Source organism: Maribellus luteus (genome assembly GCF_003576475.1).
Taxonomy (GTDB): domain Bacteria; phylum Bacteroidota; class Bacteroidia; order Bacteroidales; family Prolixibacteraceae; genus Draconibacterium; species Draconibacterium luteum.
Map to the genome: position 1 here is coordinate 1 of NZ_QWGR01000002.1, position 17,745 is coordinate 17,745.

The 17,745-nt window shown below is 44.2% G+C and carries 20 protein-coding genes; 4 read left to right on the plus strand and 16 right to left on the minus strand.

All coding sequences use genetic code 11. The features are described from left to right. Positions 1-218 precede the first annotated feature (218 nt). From atpG to D1614_RS02850, 15 genes are all read right to left on the minus strand, one after another. Positions 219-1,097, minus strand: coding sequence for an ATP synthase F1 subunit gamma (gene atpG, locus D1614_RS02780; protein ID WP_119436371.1), 879 nt, complete (start codon positions 1,095-1,097; stop codon positions 219-221). Between the two features lie 71 nt (positions 1,098-1,168). Further along, on the minus strand, positions 1,169-2,749 hold the full coding sequence (gene atpA / locus D1614_RS02785) for a F0F1 ATP synthase subunit alpha (RefSeq protein ID WP_119436372.1): 1,581 nt from the start codon (positions 2,747-2,749) through the stop codon (positions 1,169-1,171). A gap of 32 nt (positions 2,750-2,781) precedes the next feature. Then, complete coding sequence (gene atpH, locus D1614_RS02790) at positions 2,782-3,327, minus strand: ATP synthase F1 subunit delta (protein ID WP_119436373.1); 546 nt, start codon at positions 3,325-3,327, stop codon at positions 2,782-2,784. Positions 3,328-3,331: 4 nt separating this feature from the next. After that, positions 3,332-3,826: a F0F1 ATP synthase subunit B gene (locus D1614_RS02795; protein ID WP_119436374.1), complete on the minus strand. Its 495-nt coding sequence runs from the start codon at positions 3,824-3,826 to the stop codon at positions 3,332-3,334. 223 nt (positions 3,827-4,049) lie between these two features. Next, positions 4,050-4,313, minus strand: a complete 264-nt coding sequence (gene atpE, locus D1614_RS02800; protein WP_119436375.1) for an ATP synthase F0 subunit C — start codon at positions 4,311-4,313, stop codon at positions 4,050-4,052. Positions 4,314-4,337: 24 nt separating this feature from the next. Beyond that, on the minus strand, positions 4,338-5,435 hold the full coding sequence (atpB, locus tag D1614_RS02805) for a F0F1 ATP synthase subunit A (RefSeq protein WP_206609916.1): 1,098 nt from the start codon (positions 5,433-5,435) through the stop codon (positions 4,338-4,340). A gap of 273 nt (positions 5,436-5,708) precedes the next feature. After that, positions 5,709-6,086, minus strand: coding sequence for a hypothetical protein (locus D1614_RS02810; protein ID WP_147383983.1), 378 nt, complete (start codon positions 6,084-6,086; stop codon positions 5,709-5,711). 27 nt (positions 6,087-6,113) lie between these two features. After that, on the minus strand, positions 6,114-6,341 hold the full coding sequence (locus tag D1614_RS02815) for an AtpZ/AtpI family protein (RefSeq protein WP_119436378.1): 228 nt from the start codon (positions 6,339-6,341) through the stop codon (positions 6,114-6,116). Further along, positions 6,319-6,744 carry a bactofilin family protein gene (locus D1614_RS02820; RefSeq protein WP_241558071.1) on the minus strand — a complete coding sequence of 142 codons (426 nt, stop codon included), beginning with the start codon at positions 6,742-6,744 and terminating at the stop codon, positions 6,319-6,321. The genes D1614_RS02815 and D1614_RS02820 overlap by 23 nt, the downstream gene beginning before the upstream one ends. Positions 6,745-6,881: 137 nt before the next feature. Beyond that, positions 6,882-7,880 carry a beta-ketoacyl-ACP synthase III gene (locus D1614_RS02825; protein WP_119436379.1) on the minus strand — a complete coding sequence of 333 codons (999 nt, stop codon included), beginning with the start codon at positions 7,878-7,880 and terminating at the stop codon, positions 6,882-6,884. A 265-nt stretch (positions 7,881-8,145) separates the two neighbouring features. Further along, positions 8,146-8,331, minus strand: a complete 186-nt coding sequence (gene rpmF, locus D1614_RS02830; protein WP_119436380.1) for a 50S ribosomal protein L32 — start codon at positions 8,329-8,331, stop codon at positions 8,146-8,148. A 12-nt stretch (positions 8,332-8,343) separates the two neighbouring features. Beyond that, positions 8,344-8,898, minus strand: coding sequence for a YceD family protein (locus tag D1614_RS02835; protein WP_162304389.1), 555 nt, complete (start codon positions 8,896-8,898; stop codon positions 8,344-8,346). Between the two features lie 152 nt (positions 8,899-9,050). After that, entirely contained in the window at positions 9,051-10,205 is a 1,155-nt protein-coding gene (locus tag D1614_RS02840) for a sensor histidine kinase (protein ID WP_119436382.1), read from the minus strand. Positions 10,206-10,305: 100 nt separating this feature from the next. Beyond that, complete coding sequence (gene dxs, locus D1614_RS02845) at positions 10,306-12,213, minus strand: 1-deoxy-D-xylulose-5-phosphate synthase (protein WP_119436383.1); 1,908 nt, start codon at positions 12,211-12,213, stop codon at positions 10,306-10,308. 141 nt (positions 12,214-12,354) lie between these two features. Next, entirely contained in the window at positions 12,355-13,128 is a 774-nt protein-coding gene (locus D1614_RS02850; RefSeq protein ID WP_119436384.1) for a type III pantothenate kinase, read from the minus strand. Between the two features lie 39 nt (positions 13,129-13,167). Here D1614_RS02850 and D1614_RS02855 point away from each other — a divergent pair, with 39 nt between their 5' ends. The 3 genes from D1614_RS02855 (at position 13,168) to D1614_RS02865 (ending at position 15,652) form a co-directional block, all read left to right on the plus strand. After that, entirely contained in the window at positions 13,168-13,440 is a 273-nt protein-coding gene (locus tag D1614_RS02855) for a hypothetical protein (protein ID WP_147383985.1), read from the plus strand. Between the two features lie 134 nt (positions 13,441-13,574). Beyond that, positions 13,575-14,069: a response regulator gene (locus D1614_RS02860; protein WP_119436386.1), complete on the plus strand. Its 495-nt coding sequence runs from the start codon at positions 13,575-13,577 to the stop codon at positions 14,067-14,069. A gap of 140 nt (positions 14,070-14,209) precedes the next feature. After that, the gene (locus D1614_RS02865) at positions 14,210-15,652 is read left to right on the plus strand and encodes an MFS transporter (RefSeq protein WP_119436387.1); all 1,443 of its coding nucleotides are present in this window, start codon (positions 14,210-14,212) and stop codon (positions 15,650-15,652) included. A gap of 308 nt (positions 15,653-15,960) precedes the next feature. On the opposite strand, the gene D1614_RS02870 is transcribed toward D1614_RS02865, so the two are convergent. Beyond that, positions 15,961-16,479 carry a DNA-3-methyladenine glycosylase gene (locus tag D1614_RS02870; protein ID WP_119436388.1) on the minus strand — a complete coding sequence of 173 codons (519 nt, stop codon included), beginning with the start codon at positions 16,477-16,479 and terminating at the stop codon, positions 15,961-15,963. Positions 16,480-16,564: 85 nt separating this feature from the next. Here D1614_RS02870 and D1614_RS02875 point away from each other — a divergent pair, with 85 nt between their 5' ends. Next, on the plus strand, positions 16,565-17,743 hold the full coding sequence (locus D1614_RS02875; RefSeq protein WP_241558072.1) for a DegT/DnrJ/EryC1/StrS family aminotransferase: 1,179 nt from the start codon (positions 16,565-16,567) through the stop codon (positions 17,741-17,743). Positions 17,744-17,745: the final 2 nt, after the last annotated feature.

Consider the following 17,745-nt stretch of genomic DNA (forward strand, 5'->3'; position numbering starts at 1 on the left):
CGCTTGAAGCTTTCATCATAAACTATAAATCCTGACATAAATTTACTTTTTGTGTAAACCTATTTTAGGACAAGACAAACCTCCCCTAAACGGCGAGGCTTAAAGTCCCAATAGGGGATTTAGGGGTGAAAACCCTGGTGGCTACTTACAGATCGTAAGTTCAATCTAACACAAAAGAACTTTTTATACAGGCTCTTCTTGTTTACAGTATTCAATAGTTATCCTTTTAAAGCTTCGGCACCCCCCACAATCTCCAGAATTTCGCCGGTAATGGCTGCCTGGCGGGCTTTGTTGTATTGCAAGGTAAGATCGCCCAGCAGGGTAGTGGCGTTATCGGTGGCCTGGTGCATAGCCGTCATACGCGCACCGTGCTCGGCTGCGTGAGAATCCAGCAAAGCCTTGTAGAATTGAATTTTCAGGGATCTGGGTATCAGTTCCTGAATAATGTATTCTTTCGAAGGCTCGTAAATAAAGTCGTAATTGGCTGAGTCGCCTGTTTCTTCGGGCATTTCTACCGGAAGAAATTGCTCGGTTGCCTGTATCTGAACCGCGGCATTCCGGAATTGGTTGTAAACCAGTTCTACCCGGTCGTATTTCTTTTCCTCAAAAGCTTTCATCACCTCTTCGGCAATCCTGGATACATTTTCGAATGTAAGTTCGTTGTAGAGGTCGTTCTCATCGGCCACCACACTGTAACCCCGGTGCTTTAAGTTGCGCTGCCCGATTTTTCCGATACACATAAAATCGATTTTGCCCATATTCAGCTGGTTGAGGTAGCTGGAGTTGGCCAGTTCGATGGCTTTTTTGGCAATATTGGTATTAAAACCACCGCACAATCCACGGTTGGAAGACACCAGAATGATCAGCACCTTTTCGGGGTGCCTGGGCTGGGTATAAACCGAACCTTCCACGTTTTCGAGGCTGGCGCTCAGCGAGGTCAGAATCTCGTGCAGCTTTTCGGCGTAAGGCCTGATCTGCATAATGGCATCCTGCGCTTTCTTGAGCTTGGCCGCCGAAACCATTTTCATGGCACTTGTCACCTGCCGCGTGGTTTTTACCGATGCTATCCGGGTACGTATTTCTTTTAATCCAGCCATATTGTATTGATTGAATGATTGATTTGGAGAAGGACTGAATTCAGCCCCTCAATCCCTCAATAAATCAGTCCTTATTGTTTGTATTTCTCTGCCGTTTCAGCTGCTACTTTCCGAATCACTTCTTCGATTTCAGCATTGATGTTACCGGCTTTTAATTCATCCAGCGTTGCCCGGTGCGACATTTCCATGGCGTCCAGGAAATCAACTTCAAAAGCTTTTACTTTTTCCACCGGAACCTGGCGAAGCAATTCTTTTGTTCCGCAGTAGATAATCGCTACCTGGTGTTCGATCTTCATCGGCGAATACTGTCCCTGTTTCAGGATTTCCACGTTCTTGCGTCCTTTGTCGAGCACGCGTTTGGTGGCAGCATCGAGGTCGGAACCAAACTTCGAAAAGGCTTCGAGTTCGCGGAACTGAGCCTGGTCAAGTTTCAGCGTACCTGCAATTTTCTTCATGGCTTTGATCTGTGCATTACCTCCCACACGAGATACCGAGATACCTACGTTAATCGCGGGGCGGATACCCGAGTTAAACAGGTTCGATTCCAGGAAGATCTGTCCGTCGGTGATCGAAATAACGTTGGTCGGGATATACGCCGAAACGTCACCGGCCTGTGTTTCGATAATCGGAAGGGCAGTAAGCGAACCGCCTCCTTTTACTTTGTCTTTCAAACAATCGGGCAGGTCGTTCATGTTTTTCGCAATATCATCCGATTCGATGATTTTTGCGGCACGCTCCAAAAGACGGGAGTGCAGGTAAAATACATCACCCGGATAGGCTTCGCGGCCCGGAGGACGACGAAGCAGCAAGGATACTTCGCGGTACGAAACGGCCTGTTTTGAAAGGTCGTCGTAAATGATCAATGCATCGCGGCCGGTATCGCGGAAATATTCACCAATGGCAGCCCCGGCATAAGGTGCATAAAACTGCAAAGCGGCCGGATCGGCAGCTGTAGCAGCAACAATTACGGTGTAATCCATGGCGCCGGCTTTGGTCAAGGTAGCTGCAATGTTGGCAACCGTTGAGCCTTTTTGCCCGATGGCCACATAGATACAGTAAACCGGCTTGCCTTTTTCAAAATTCTCGCGTTGGTTGATGATGGTGTCGATGGCCACAGCGGTTTTACCGGTTTGGCGGTCGCCAATGATCAACTCACGCTGGCCACGTCCGATCGGGATCATGGCGTCGATGGCTTTCAGTCCTGTCTGAAGTGGTTGTTTTACCGGCTGGCGGTAAATAACCCCCGGCGCTTTGCGTTCGAGCGGCATTTCAAAAAGTTCGCCCTGAATGGCTCCCTTGCCGTCGATGGCTTCGCCGATGGTATTGATAACGCGGCCCAGCAAATTTTCGCCTACCTGGATGGATGCAATGCGGCGCAAACGTTTTACGGTGTCGCCTTCCTTGATTAGTTCGGTAGGCCCCAAAAGAACGGCTCCCACGTTGTCTTCTTCAAGGTTGAGGATGATCCCTTTCACACCACTGTCAAATTCGATCATCTCATTCGCTTCTACATTCGACAAACCATAAATACGGGCAATTCCATCGCTTACCTGTAAAACGGTGCCCACTTCTTCCAATTCGGCAGCCGATTTAAATCCTTCTAATTGTTGCTTTAGAATTTCAGATACTTCAGCAGGTTTTATATTCGCCATGTTCTATCTTGTTTTTCTTTGTTGACTACGTTTTATAATTCAGTTTCCAAAAGGTTTTGCTTGATCTTCCGGAGTTGTGAAGCTACGCTGGCATCGTACTGTTTGTCGTCGAGGCGCAAAACCAGGCCTCCCAGTATTTCCGGATTTACCTGTGTGCTCAGCTCAATGGTGGCATTCAACTCTTTTTCGAGCAATTCCTGTATTTTTTGAAGGGTGGCCGCATTTACTTCCGAAGCGGTAGTAAGCACTGCCGACCGTATGTTCTGATCTTTTTTGGATAGATCGAGAAAATTTCTGCAGATACCGGGAATAAAAACTTCGCGTTTATTTTCCACAATCAGCAGCAGGAAATTCAGGGTTAAGGGATTGACCTTGCCTTCAAAAATCTGTTTGATCAGTGCTGCTTTTTTGGAAGTCTTTACAACCGGACTTTCCAGCAACAGCACAAAATCAGGTACCGAACGGCACACCTCCAAAACCGAAAGAATATCAGCCTTGAGCGTATCAAGCAGCTTTTTTTCTTTGGCCGTGGAAAAGAATGCCTTGGCGTAACGAACGTTTATTGCACTTTGATCCATAACCTTAATTCAGCTTGATATCGTCGATAAGACCATCTACCATTTTTTCCTGTTCTCCTTTTTCGGCCAGTTCTTTACGGATCACTTTTTCTGCGATCATCACCGAAAGTTCGGCTACCTGCTTTTTGATGGTATTGATGGCAGCCGTTTTTTCAGCATCGATTTGCTGACGGGCTTCGTCGATGGTTTTTTGTGCTTCCTGGGCGGCTTTTTCTTTCGCCTCCGCCACAATTTTATCTTTTAACTCTTTGGCCTCTTTTAGAATGGCATCTTTTTCGCGACGGGCTTCGGCAATAATCTTTTCGTTGTCAGCTTTTAATCCTGCTACTTCTTTTTTGGCTTCTTCGGCCGAGTTCAGGGCATTGGCAATCGATTGTTCACGTTCTTTTAAGGCGTTCAGAATCGGTTTCCAGGCGAACTTTTTCAGGAGAAAAAGTACAATCGCGAAGATGATGATCATCCAGATAATAGTACCCGGATTCGGCATTACTAATCCCATAGTTTCTTCTTTTTAAGAGTCTCTATTCTACTTCGTGTGTTGTTGCCCGAAAGTTTACTCACCCTGATTCGTCTGCCGACGAATCTTCGCTCACTTTGAAAGAGCGGGATTGAGGGAGCGTTATCTCAGTCAAACAACCACTTTTATGCTTTAATACAACTTACTCGTTCATTGTGGCAACAGCATCCCGGGCAATCCCCGGGATGGCTGCCAAAGTTTTTTGCTATACAAAAACGATCAGGATACAAACAATAACGGCAAAGAAGGCAACTCCTTCAATCAAAGCTGCCGATACAATCATGTTTGACCGAATGTCACCGCTTGCTTCGGGTTGACGGGCAATGGCTTCCATGGCACTGGCACCGATTTTACCGATACCCATACCCGCTCCAATGGCTGCCAAACCGGCGCCAATTGCTGCGCCCATTTTACCCACCGCAGCACCAGCGGCCGCTTGTAGCAATACTGTTAAAATAGCTGATAACATAGCTTTTTACTTTAAGTATTAATATTAATGATGATCTGAAGTCGCCATTCCGAAATAGAGTGCCGACAACAGCGTAAAAACATAAGCTTGTATAAACGATACCAACACATCGAGCAAAAGGATAAACACCGAGAAAACGATGGATACCGGGCTTGCTCCCAAGCCAACTGCGGGGCCAAACAAACTGCCGAAAACAAAAATCAGGCTGATGAACACCATTACAATGAGGTGACCGGCCATCATGTTGGCAAAGAGTCGCACCATCAGTACAAACGGCTTGGTAATAACGCCTGAAAGTTCAACAATCGGCATCAATGGTATCGGGAATTTTAACCACCACGGAACATCGGGATTGTAAATTTCTTTCCAGTAATGTTTGTTTCCGTTGATGGTGGTAACAAAAAAGGTAAACAAGGCCAAAACCATGGTTACACTTATATTTCCGGTTACGTTGGCTCCAAATGGTACAATGGGGATAAGCCCCATAAAGTTGTTGATCAGAATAAAGAAAAACAAGGTTAACAGGAAGGGCATGAACTTTTCGTATTTGTGTTCCCCGATGGCGGGTTTTGCCACTTCGTCGCGAATAAAAAGAATGATCGGCTCCAGCAGGTTCTGCACTCCGCGGGGTGCTCTGCCTTTGTTTCTTTTGGCCGAGCGGGCCATCGAAAACAATAACCAGAACAGGATAACCACCGAAGCCAAAACACCGGCAATGGCTTTGGTTATGGATACATCAATCGGTTTCCCGATTTCGTGGCCGTTGGCATCCAGTTCAACAATTTTGCCTTTGAATTCTTCGCTTTGCGAAATTTTAAAGCCTTTGTAGGCGTCGTGCCCGTGATGAAATTTCGAAGACATAAACACATGAAATGCTTTTCCATCGTGCAATTCCGGGTGTTTGCTGTAAAGAATAATGGGCAAGGGAATGCTGATATGGGTCTCGCCCCATGAAGTGATGTGCCAGTCGTAAGAGTCAGAAACGTGGTCGATCACGAAATCGCCGGCACTAAAAGCTTCCTGGTGCGAAGTGGCAGCATGACTTTCCGATGCCTGGGCATGTTCTTCCTCGTTGGTGTGTTGTGCAAATAAAGCACTAAAACTGAATAACAAAAATGCCACAGTTATGACGTAACTTTTGGAAAGTTTAAGCATGGTTTATTCAATTATCTTCTTTATTCAATCTGTTTATCGACACAGAAACAAACCAACAGACAAGGGATTTGTTCTATGTAACAACAAAATTTTTTGAGCGATTTAAATGTTCGTCTACAAATTTAACAGAAAATTCTGACCATGGGTCGAAATTCCTGAATTTCAAAAAAGAATTAATAATGTTTAAGAACCTTTTTATGAGAGGGATTGCTTGAAGGGAGTTGTTGGCTTAAGGCAAAATTATTTTCGGGTTAAGCGGTTTATTTTGGAGACTTCTTTTACTTCAAAAAATGAATAAACCAGGTATAAAAACATCAGACCCACTACAAACTGAATGGCATTTTCGCGATCGAGTGCGATGTAAATGACGGCTAAAACGGAATAGGTCATTAACTTAAAAAAGGTGATAAGCATGTTGCTGCGCGCAAACTTCCCGATGTCTTTTTTTGCGATTTTAAGTTGGTAGGCGTGAATGGCAAGTGTTACCACAAAAAAGAACCCAAGCAGAAAAGGGAAGACCGGAAGGTAATATTCGGGCAAGAACAAAGAAAAAACCAGCCAGCCGATCAGGGCAATGGCGAGGGTCAATGCGGTAAGTTTGGTTATAAAACTTTTCATGTTTTTAGCTACAGGCTTCAAGCCTTTTTATTTCTTTTTCAATAGATTCCGTGTTCCGTAAACGATGGCAACAATTACCGAGAAAATGGCCAGAACGAGTGTAAATCCTTTGAATTCGTTTTCCATCCACTGGTCGATTTTATAACCCAAAAAGGTAAATCCTCCGATGATGGCCATCATTTCGAAACCAAGACTGGAGTAGCGGACAAAATTGTCAAATTTGTTCTTTGAGTTATTTGGCTGCTTCGGGCTCATATGCCGGTTTTGCAGTTCCCATGCTACACGTGCCGGTGAAAACAGCGCCCGGTTCAACCGATAGTTTTCCGGCGCTGATGTCGCCTTCAATTTTTGCCGAAGACTTCATGTTCAGCAATTCTTTGGCAATAACTTTTCCTTTGATAAAACCGGATACTTCGATGTTGTTTGCCTGAACCTGGCCTTCTATTTTGCCGTGCTCGCCAATTACCACTTTGCCTTTTGCCGCCAGGTTGCCAACCATTTCTCCATCAATGCGAATGTCGCCATTGGAAATAATATCGCCTTTTATTTTTGTTCCATCACTCAGGATGTTAATGAGTTGCGATGTGTCTTCTCCGTTAAATCGTGTAGTTTGTTTTGCCATGCCGTTCGTGTAACTGTTTTGTTCTGATTTTCCCAAAATAAATGCGCGTTTGAAGATACAATAAAATAAAGCTTGTACCAATAAATAAAACGCATGAAAAACGGAACAAACTGAAATTACAAACCAGCTTCAAAAATGTTTAAATGCGGAGGAGAGAAACTGCGATCCTCGGGTTATTGGGGATCGTAAGCCCATTTCAGGTAGCAACTGCCCCAGGTAAAACCGGCGCCAAAAGCTGCCAGTACCACGTTGTCGCCTTTTTTGAGTTGTTTTTCGTAATCAAAAAGACACAGGGGAATGGTCGCTGCCGTGGTGTTCCCGTAATGCTGAATGTTGATCATCACCTTGTCTTTGGCGATTTTCATCCGCCTGGCCGTGGCTTCAATAATGCGCATGTTGGCCTGGTGCGGAACCAGCCAGGCAATATCTTGTGCCGTGAGATTGTTTTTCTCCATGATTTCAGCAGCCACATCAGCCATGCTCGAGACAGCCGCTTTAAAAACCGCTTGTCCTTCCTGGTACAGGTAGTGCTCTTTGTTTTGAACGGTTTCAACAGAAGCGGGTTTTAACGAACCTCCGGCTTTTATGTGTAAATGGTAGCGCCCCAGTCCGTCAACGCGGTTGATGTAGTCGACAACACCCAGGTCTTCGGTGGTGGGTTCAATCAGAACAGCTGCTGCGCCATCGCCAAAAAGCGGACAGGTAGTGCGATCCTCGTAGTTGATGATGGACGACATTTTTTCGGCTGCCACAATCACCACTTTTTTGTAGCGCCCTGATTCGATGAACTGGGTTGCTGTAGACAAGGCAAAAATAAAGCCCGAACAGGCGGCGTTCAGGTCGAAACTCCAGGCGTTGTGAATGTCGGCTTTGTGGGCAATTATATTGGCAGTTGCCGGAAGAACCATGTCGGGAGTAATGGTGGCACAAATAAGCATGTCCACCTCATCGGGACTGGTGCCGGTTTTTTTGAGCAAATCCTGAACAGCTCTTGTTCCCAGGTCGCTGGTGCCCTTTCCTTCTTCTTTGAGAATACGTCTTTCCTTGATCCCGATTCTCTGCATGATCCACTCGTCAGTGGTGTCCACCATCTTACTGAGTTCGTCATTTGTCAACCTGTATTCAGGTAAATAGGCTCCCACACCCGTAATTGCTGCTCTAACTCTAGCCATCTTTTACTAAATCTAATTTTTTCTTGTTTTGCGTTTCTGAAAATCGGGGATGAATATAGGAGCAAAAGAAAATTCCAACAAAGAATTGCGTTTGTATGTGTACTTCCAGCCCGGTTTTTTTGACATGAAGGGCGAACAATTCATAAGCATGTTCGAAAAGTCTGTATTTGGGAATTAGGGGTACAAAAAAATTCCATCCCCGAAACGACGGAGATGGAATCCCTTCACTATAAGATCAAATGGCTTATTGAGCCATGCGTTTGTCTTATACAGCTATTTCTTTTTCAATAACCTGTTTTCCTCTGTAGTAACCACATTCCGGGCAAACGGTGTGATATTTTACGGTAGTTCCGCAGTTTGAACAAGTAGCCAGAGTAGGAGCAACAGCTTTGTAGTGAGTACGTCTTTTGTCCCTTCTCGCTTTGGATGTTTTATGCTTTGGATGTGCCATTTTTATAAGTTTTTAATTGTTATTTTTCAAATTTCTTAATGCTGCCCAACGGGGATCTATCTCTTTTTCATCCTGTTCTTCCTCCGTTTCGTGCAGTAAATATGTTTTTAATTTTTTGAGCATCTCCGGATCACAACTGTTTTCTCCTCCGTCAGCTGACGGATTCGGATGAACATGTTTCATCGGAATGCTCAATACTATGTATTCATACATTACCTGAGTAAGGTTGATTACGTGCTCTTCGGGCAAAACCCAAATCACATTGTCGCCTTCATCAAACTCATTTTCTTCGCCAAATTTAACAAAGATATCGGTAGCGAGTTCAATGTCTTGCTGGTAAGGCTCCAGACATCGGTCGCAGATAAGTTCTACCCAACCCGAGAAATCGAAATTCAATTTTAAAAAAGAACTTCTTTTTTCCAGTTGAACCTTGATCTGAACCTCGCCGGTTTCAACCAACCCTTCGTCAAAATGCTCAAAGAACCTTCTGTCGGCTTCAAATTCGTAATCGTGAAGGCCTTCTTTAAGACCTTTAAACTCAATATTATATTTTGTTTTCCAGCCCACGATCCCAAAAAAGTGGATGCAAAAGTATAAATTTTTTATTAACAGCTAAAGAAAACATTGAAATATTTTAAAAATCAATCTAATAGCAAGGAAGAGGAATTATTATTGTTTGAACGAAGTTTAAAAGTAGTCTCGGTTAATTAGAGGGACTCCTATTTATTTAGTATAATCCTGAAAGTTGTACCCTTGCCAACCTCTGACCACTTGATGAATATCTTGCCGCTGTGGTAGATTTCAACGATTCTTTTGGCAAGTGACAAACCAAGGCCCCAGCCTCGTTTTTTGGTGGAAAAACCCGGTTGAAAAATAGTTTTGTGATTGGACTTCGGAACCCCGCAACCCGAGTCGGTAATATCAATTGTTACGTTCTTTTCTTTTTCCGTAATGGCAACTGTAATGCTTCCTTCGTTAACCATTGCATCAATGGCATTTTTACACAGGTTTTCGATTACCCATGAAAAAAGGGCGGCGTTTAAAGGTACTTCAATGAAAGCGCTTTCATCGTAGCTGGCAATAAACTTAACTTTGCTCGAGGACCTTGTTTTCAGGTAGCTTAATGCCGAATTTATTACTTCAACCACATTGATACGTAATAATTCCGGTTTGGAGCCAATTTTTGAAAAGCGTTCCGTAATGCGTTCCAGTCTTGAAGTGTCGCGTTCGAGTTCTTTTACAAGGTCTTCGTCTACGTCTTTTAGTTTGAGCAATTCAATCCAGGCCATCAGGGAAGAGATGGGAGTGCCGAGTTGGTGTGCCGTTTCTTTCGACATGCCTACCCACACTTGGTTTTGTTCGGCGCGGTTGGTAGCCAGAAAAGCAAAATAGGCCACCACAATAAAAACCATAATCACAATCAGCTGAATGATAGGGTACAGACGAAGATTTCGAAGGATGCTTGATTCGCGGTAGTAAAGGAGTTGGTGTTCATTTTCACCCAAATCAATGTGAATGGGTTCCACTCGTTCCTTCATCTTTTTAAGTTCTTTCTGCAGAACCTCTTTTTTTCGGGCTTCGTTGTAATGAATATTGGCATCGGAATTAATCGAGCCGTCGGCATCTAGTACAATAATCGGAATGGTGGTATTTTGCTGTATTACTTCAAGAAGGAAGTTGATGTATTCGGTGTTGGAGTTTTTGAAGCTGATAATTTGACGTGTAGCTTCGGCCCAAAGTTCTACTTTGTTTCGTTCTTGCAGGGCCATTTTTTTGGTTAGCCAGTTTGTATAAAGCAGCGATGCAACACCAATGGTTATTGCTGCAATAAGCAATAAAATTTTTCCCCGCCGTCTTTTCAGATAAATATCCAATGTAAGTGGTTTTAGTACTCTGTAGCAAACGACTTAAAGATAAAAATATTATACTGAATTGCTTTTGTTTGATAAATAAGGATGAGCCGGAAAGCCCGTTTTATTTTCCCAAAATGTCCAGTACTCCCTTCTTAATGCCATTGGTGTCGATACCACACTCTTTGTAAAGATCTTCTGTGGTGCCGTGTTCAATAAAGTGGTCGGGAATTCCGAGCAGTTTGATCCTGGCTGAATAACCTTTTGCCGCCATAAATTCCAATATGGCTGATCCAAATCCTCCCTGAATGGCCCCGTCTTCAACCGTAACAACTTTATCGAATTTTGTAAAAACCTCGGTCAGCAATTCTTCATCTAAAGGTTTTACAAAACGAAGGTCGTAATGTGCGGCTGAAATGTTTTCACTGGCCAGGCTTTTCACCGCATCCAAAGCAAAAATCCCGGATTTTCCAATGGTAAGAATGGCCACATCGTTTCCGTCAGAAATTTTCCGTCCTTTTCCGATTTCTATTTTTTCGAAAGCTTGCTTCCAATCGGGTTTAATGCCGCAGCCTCTCGGGTAGCGAATCGAAAATGGTTGTGCATTTTCGTCGAGTTGAGCCGTGTACATCAGGTTGCGTAAATCCACTTCGTCCATGGGAGCCGAAACAATCATGTTGGGAACCGTGCGCATGTAGGCAATGTCGAAAACCCCGTGATGTGTAGGCCCGTCTTCTCCTACGAGCCCGCCACGGTCGAGACAGAAAATAACATGCAGCTTTTGAATGGCCACATCGTGTATTACCTGGTCGTAAGCGCGTTGCATAAAAGTAGAGTAGATATTGCAGAACGGAACCATGCCTTGTGCAGCCAGTCCGGCCGAAAAAGTGACGGCGTGCTGTTCTGCTATTCCCACATCAAAAGCCCGGTGAGGCATTTGTTTGATCATCTGGTTCATGGAGCAGCCGGTGGGCATGGCCGGTGTTATTCCAACAATCTTTTCATTTTGTTCGGCCAGCTCAACCAGTGTTTCCCCAAATACATTCTGGAATTTGGGAGCCATTTCGGCCTCACAGTTGCAACGGTGAATCTCTCCGGTTTCTTTATCAAAAATACCGGGGGCATGCCATTTTATCTGGTCCTTTTCGGCAAAGGGAAATCCCTTTCCTTTTTGCGTAATTAAGTGTAATAATTTTGGGCCCGGGATTTCGCGCAAATCTTCCAGTACCTCTGTCAGGTATTGAACGTCGTGTCCGTCAACCGGTCCGAAATAGCGGAAGTTAAAGGCTTCAAACAGGTTGTTTTCCTTTAGCAGCATGTTTTTGAGTGCATGCTGGTTTTTTTGAATAAATGCCCGGGTCTTGCGTCCGATGCCGTCCAGTTTTCCTAATCCTTCCCACACGTCGTGTTTAAAACGGTTGTAGGTATCCGATTTGGAAATATTCAGCAGGTATTTGTTGAGGCCTCCCACACTTGGGTCGATGGCCATGTTATTGTCGTTCAGAATCACCAGCAGATCGGCATTTTCGCCGCCGGCGTTGTTGAGTGCTTCAAAAGCCATTCCTCCGGTCATGGCACCATCCCCGATTACTGCAACTACTTTTCGGTCGTTTTCGTTCTTGATTCTGGAGGCAATTGCCATACCCAAAGCTGCCGAAATGGAGGTGGACGAGTGTCCCACGCCAAAAGCATCGTAAGGGCTTTCACTGCGTTTCGGAAACCCGCTCAGTCCTTTGTACTTGCGGTTGGTGTCGAAATTATCCCGGCGTCCTGTTAGGATTTTGTGCCCGTAAGCCTGATGTCCTACGTCCCAAATCAATTGGTCGTAAGGAGTGTTGTACACATAGTGTAAGGCAACGGTAAGCTCAACTACGCCCAGACTTGCACCAAAGTGCCCCGGATTGGTGGACACCACATCAATAATATAATCGCGCAATTCTTTGCACACATTCTTTAGCTCGCTTTTCGAAAGCTTTTTCAGATCAGCCGGGCTGTTTATTTTTTCCAGAAGGTTCCCCTTTACACTCTCCATCAACTAAAAATAATTGCAAAGATAACATTTAGTTACCTACCGTTTGTTCACGACTGTCACGATCAGCACGAATCAACGGTTGTAAATAAAGTATTTTTAAACGTAAGAAACAATGAGCTTAGTATATACTATGCAGGCCATTTAAGGTGTCGCTATCAGTTCAGAAATCAGCACCAGCCCGTCAAGTGTAAGCATCGGTTCAATGGTTTTGATCCGGGAGGTAAGTGGAGCTATCACCGAGCTCAATCCTCCGGTTGCCACAACAGTTAAGCTTTCATTAAGTTCTTGTTCAGTTCGGTTCACAATCGAATCAACCAGGCCGGTGAAGCCAAAAACCACACCCGCCTGTATTGCATGAATTGTGTTTTCGCCTAAAACCGAAGGAGGCGGAGTGAGATGTATCTGCGGCAGTTGCGCGGTTTTCCCGGCAAGAGCGCTGACAGCTGTTTGTAACCCGGGGGCAATGGCTACTCCTTTTATGGTTTTGTCGGCACCAATGGTTGTAAAGGTCAGCGCCGTTCCAAAGTCGATAACCATAGTAAGCGGGCCGTATTTATGATAGGATGCCACCGCATTGGCTACCAGGTCGGTGCCTATTTCAAAGGGATTCAGGATTTTTACAGGCAGCTTCCCGTAAATGGAAGGGTTTACGGTTTCGATACGGGCCAATTCAAAAATTCCGTACAGCATCTGTTCAAAAGGCCGGACAAGCGAAGGAACCACACTGCTTAGAATAATCGACCTGACATCGTTTTTGCCAATTTCGCCACCGGTGAGCAACGAACGAAAAATTACTTCGTACTCATCAGCTGTTTTTAGCGGATCTGTTTGTATCCGCCAGTGGTTGACCCAGGTTTTGTTTTCGTAAACTCCAAAAACGATGTTGGTATTTCCGATATCAATTGCCAGTAACATATGTGATTTTATTTTCAGGTTAATGGTTAAAACCCTGCAGTGGAATTACAGCTACTTTCCTTCTGTCTTCAAACCTATGTATTTCCAATGCAAGGTGACTTATTTCTGTTTATCCTTTTAAAGTTGCTCTATACATCAAACAAACTTACGGGATTATCTGTTTGCAAAACTACTTTTTTAGCTTTTTTCAGCGTTGAATTAATGGGATATTATGATAATAAATACAAGATATTTGTTGGGGCCCGGTGGTTGGAACGTGTGGCTCAAAGACCGGAAGCCGAGGCAGGAAGCGCTTGTTTTTCTATCGTTTAAAGCGAACAAATTGCAAGGCTAACCAACGATATTCGAAATAATTACGTTAATTTAGATCGGCAGTTTGTAGCGATTGTTTTCTTTGAAAAAAGTATTATTTTTAAACCTGTTGCTAAGTCATCAATTCCAAAGTTATGCAAAAAACAAAAAATCCATTGATTTTCATCATTGAGAATAGTGTTGTTTATAAAGACTTGATTGTTGGGTATTTGCAGTCAAAAAAATACACAAACGTGAAGGTCTATCAGAAAGGTGAAGATTGTATGAAAGATCTGCATCTGAAACCCGATCTGATTGTTCTCGATTACCTGTCGGTAAGCATGACGGGTTTGGAACTGATGGTGAAGGTAAAAAAAGAGCACCCCAATGTTGACTTCATATTTTTGAGCGGGCAAAACGATTTGGAAGTGGCTGTTCAGATTATGAAAGTAGGAGCTGCCGATTACATTGTGAAGAATGACAAAGCTCCGCAACGGCTGGTAAAATCGATTGAAGGCCTGTCGCAAACCGCCAGACACGAAAAGCAGACAAAAGGATTCCGCATTGGAGTAATTGGCTTTTTTGTGTTGCTTTTCCTGGTTATTATGATCATCATTTTTGTGTCGTTCTTTCTGGGGTACGAATTTTAGCATTCCGGTTCGTATCGTATTTCCCTGATTTTATTTTGCAAAGGCACAGGTCTTTGTAATGAGAGACCGTTTCGTACCTCTTGGCGGGGTTTCAGAATGGTCGATTTTTATTACCTTCCCGCCTTCAAAAAAATTAGATCATGGGATTTATCGCTGTAATTAAAAAGTACAACCGTAGTTTCTGGACCTCCAACACCATCGAGCTTTTCGAAAGATGGGCCTGGTATGGCTTTTACCTGGCTTTTCCGATTTTCCTGGTTGGGTCAACCGATACCGGTGCATTGGGATTTACAAACGGACAAAAAGGAGCGATAATGGGCACCGGGTCTGCGTTGTTGTATTTTTTACCGGTAATAACCGGTTCAATTGCTGATAAACTGGGATACAAACGCATTCTGCTTCTGGCATTTGCCATTTATATCTCCGGATTTTACATGATCAATATTTTTAACAGTTACGAGCTGGTTTACTTTGCTTTTATTTGGATTTGTGTGGGCGGTGCATTTTTTAAGCCCATTATTTCTGCCATGGTTGCCAAAACCACCAACGAAGAAACAGCCTCCATCGGGTTTGGGATCTTTTACATGATGATCAACATCGGCGGTTTTATTGGGCCGTTTATCGCCGGGGCATTGTTGAAATTGAGCTGGGAGTATGTTTTTTACATGTCGATTGCTGCAATGGGCGTAAATGTGCTATTGACTTTGTTCCTATTCAAAGAACCGGGGCGCGAAAAAGACGATTCTTCCTTGCTTCGGAATATTGTTCTGGCGTTTAAGAACATTTGGTTGACACTTCAGAACTGGAAATACGTATTGTTTCTGATTATTATGATCCTTTTCTGGACCGCTTTTAACCAGCTGTATTATTCGTTTGGGATTTTTATTGACCAATGGATCGACACCACCCAGGTTTACAACGGGCTACACAATGTGTGGCCATGGCTGGCCGAGACGATCGGGGAGAACGGTTCCATCAATGCAGTTTCGATGACCAGCATGGACTCTTTCTTTATCATTGTGTTTCAATTGATGGTTTCAGCCTTTGTAATGCGCTTTCGGCCCTTGGCGGCCATGATGGGCGGAATACTGGTTCTTTCCGGCGGTTTGGGGCTGATGTTTTCGACGCAAAGCGGGTGGCTGATCTTGTTGGGTGTACTGATTTTTGCCTTGGGCGAAATGGGAAGCTCACCAAAATTTACGGAATATGTGGGTAAGATTGCTCCTGCTGATCAGAAAGCACTTTACATGGGAACTTCCTTTTTACCGATTGCTGCAGCCCATAAAATAGCTGGCTGGCTGTCGGGTGATTTCTACGAAGGCATTTCCGACAAGTATTTTCTTTTGCACAAAGAAGTGGCAAAACGCGGACTTCAGTTTCCGGCAGAGTATAGCGAAACGTTTACCAAAAACGACTTTTTCAGTCAGGCGGCCGAAAAAATGAACATGAGTCAAACGGAGTTAACGCATTACTTGTGGCAGAATTATCATCCTTCCAACATTTGGATGGTGTTCTCGGGAATTGCAGTGGCTGCCGTTGTATTTCTTTGGCTGTACAACCGCTTTATTGTGGGGCAGAAATAAATACCGGAAAATTTCGAATAAACAATGTGTGATTCAAAAGCCCCATCGGGTGGCTGTTTGGAGATTGAATATTGATTATTCAGGATTGGTTATTCTTCTGTTGACTCTTTTAAATCTCCAATATTCAATGCAGAATATTCAACGGGTATTTTGTTGAAGATTGATCATTCTATATTCAATGTCGTTTACTTAAGGGAGAAGTGAAACAAAATGAAAATACACTCCTTCGACTCCGCTCAGAGTGACTGTCAGACTGAGCGAAGTCGAAGTCTGTTATCGTTAACTAAGCGACATCGAATCTACATTGGTTATTTCTCTACAACAAACCGCCAGGGCATGCTGATCCAGGGTTCTCCGGCGTAGTTGATGCCAATACGGGGAGTGGCAGTGTATTTAGGTTGTTGCCCCGCGTCTTCAATCCAGATTCGCTCCGATGTGGAGAGGTCTTCTCCGTAAAACGATTTATCGAGTTGCAGGGCGCGTCCCACTCTTCCGGGGCCGGAAATGCCCTCCAGTCCACGGATGAGAACAGCGGTCGGTTCATTCTCCGCTCCGCTTACAAAATTCAGCATCCAGTACATGCCATAGATCAGGTAAACATACACAAGGCCTCCGTTGTGAAACATCACCTCGGTACGGGTCGTCCTTCCTTTGCTGGCGTGGCAGGCCCGATCTTCCATCCCCCGATAAGCTTCCACTTCGGTAATTGCCAAACGCAGAACGCTGCCGTCAGCAAACCGACGGACGAGTATCTTCCCCAACAGTCGTGGCGCTACATCGGTTACTTCTTGCCGGAAAAAGGAGGGTGGGAGACGTTTGTTGTTCATTCTGTAATGCTGTTCTCTGTGCAAAATGCAAAATAATTGCTGAAACAAAGCCGAAGCACACTAATTTTATATTTTTAAAGTTTTATTGAAAGAATTCAGACCGGATATGCAAACCATCCACTTTTCAGATCTTTACGGGCAATATCTCACCATGAAAGATGAGATTGACGAGGCAATTCAGGACGTGATTCGCTCTGCACAATTTGTGAAAAGCAAAAAGGTGGCTGAATTTGAGGAAAAGCTGGGAGCTTATCTCGGGACGAATGTAATTGCCTGTGGAAACGGAACCGATGCTTTGCAAATAGCATTTATGGCTTTGGGGCTGAAGCCCGGTGATGAGGTGATTACTTCGCCTTTTACGTTTGTAGCAACCGTTGAAACGGCTGTTTTAATGGGCCTGAAACCTGTTTTTATCGATGTTGATCCTGATACATTCAATATCGATGTTTCGCAGATTGAAAATGCGATCTCTGCAAAGACAAAGGCGATTCTGCCCGTTCATTTGTTTGGGCAATGTGCCAATATGGAAGAAATTCTTCGCCTTTCAGAGAAGTATGGTTTGTGGGTGATTGAAGATGCGTGTCAGGCATTGGGAACCGAATCTGTTTTTAGTAACGGAGCCCGACAAAAGACCGGCACAGTTGGAAATGTTGGGTGTAACTCATTTTTCCCTTCAAAAAATCTGGGAGCTTTTGGCGATGGCGGTGCTGTTTATGCCAACGACGAGCAACTGGCTACGGTGATTCGTTCCATTGCCAATCACGGAATGAAAGCAAAGTATGAGTATGAACGAATAGGGGTAAATTCGCGGCTCGACAGTATTCAGGCAGCCATTTTGGAGGTAAAGCTGAAATACCTGGAAAAGCACCTGGTGGCCCGGCAAAAAGCAGCAGCTTATTACGATGAACACTTAGCAGGAATTGACGGATTGAAAACTCCTGTTCCGGCCAATTACAGTACGCACACATTTCATCAATATACCCTTCAAGCAGATCGGAGAGATGATCTGCAGGAATTTCTGAATAATAAAGGAATTCCAACGATGGTGTATTATCCGAAGCCCTTACATTTGCAGGAAGCTTACCGTTTTTTGGATTATAGGAATGGCGATTTTCCGGTAAGTGAAAAGATGGGTAAAACCGTGTTGTCGCTGCCGATGCACACAGAATTGGAAATGGGGCAGCTGGAATATATCGTTCGAAGTGTAAAAGAGTTTTATGGTTTCTCGCTAAGCCGCAAAGCCGCAAAGTCAAACTTAAGCTGAAA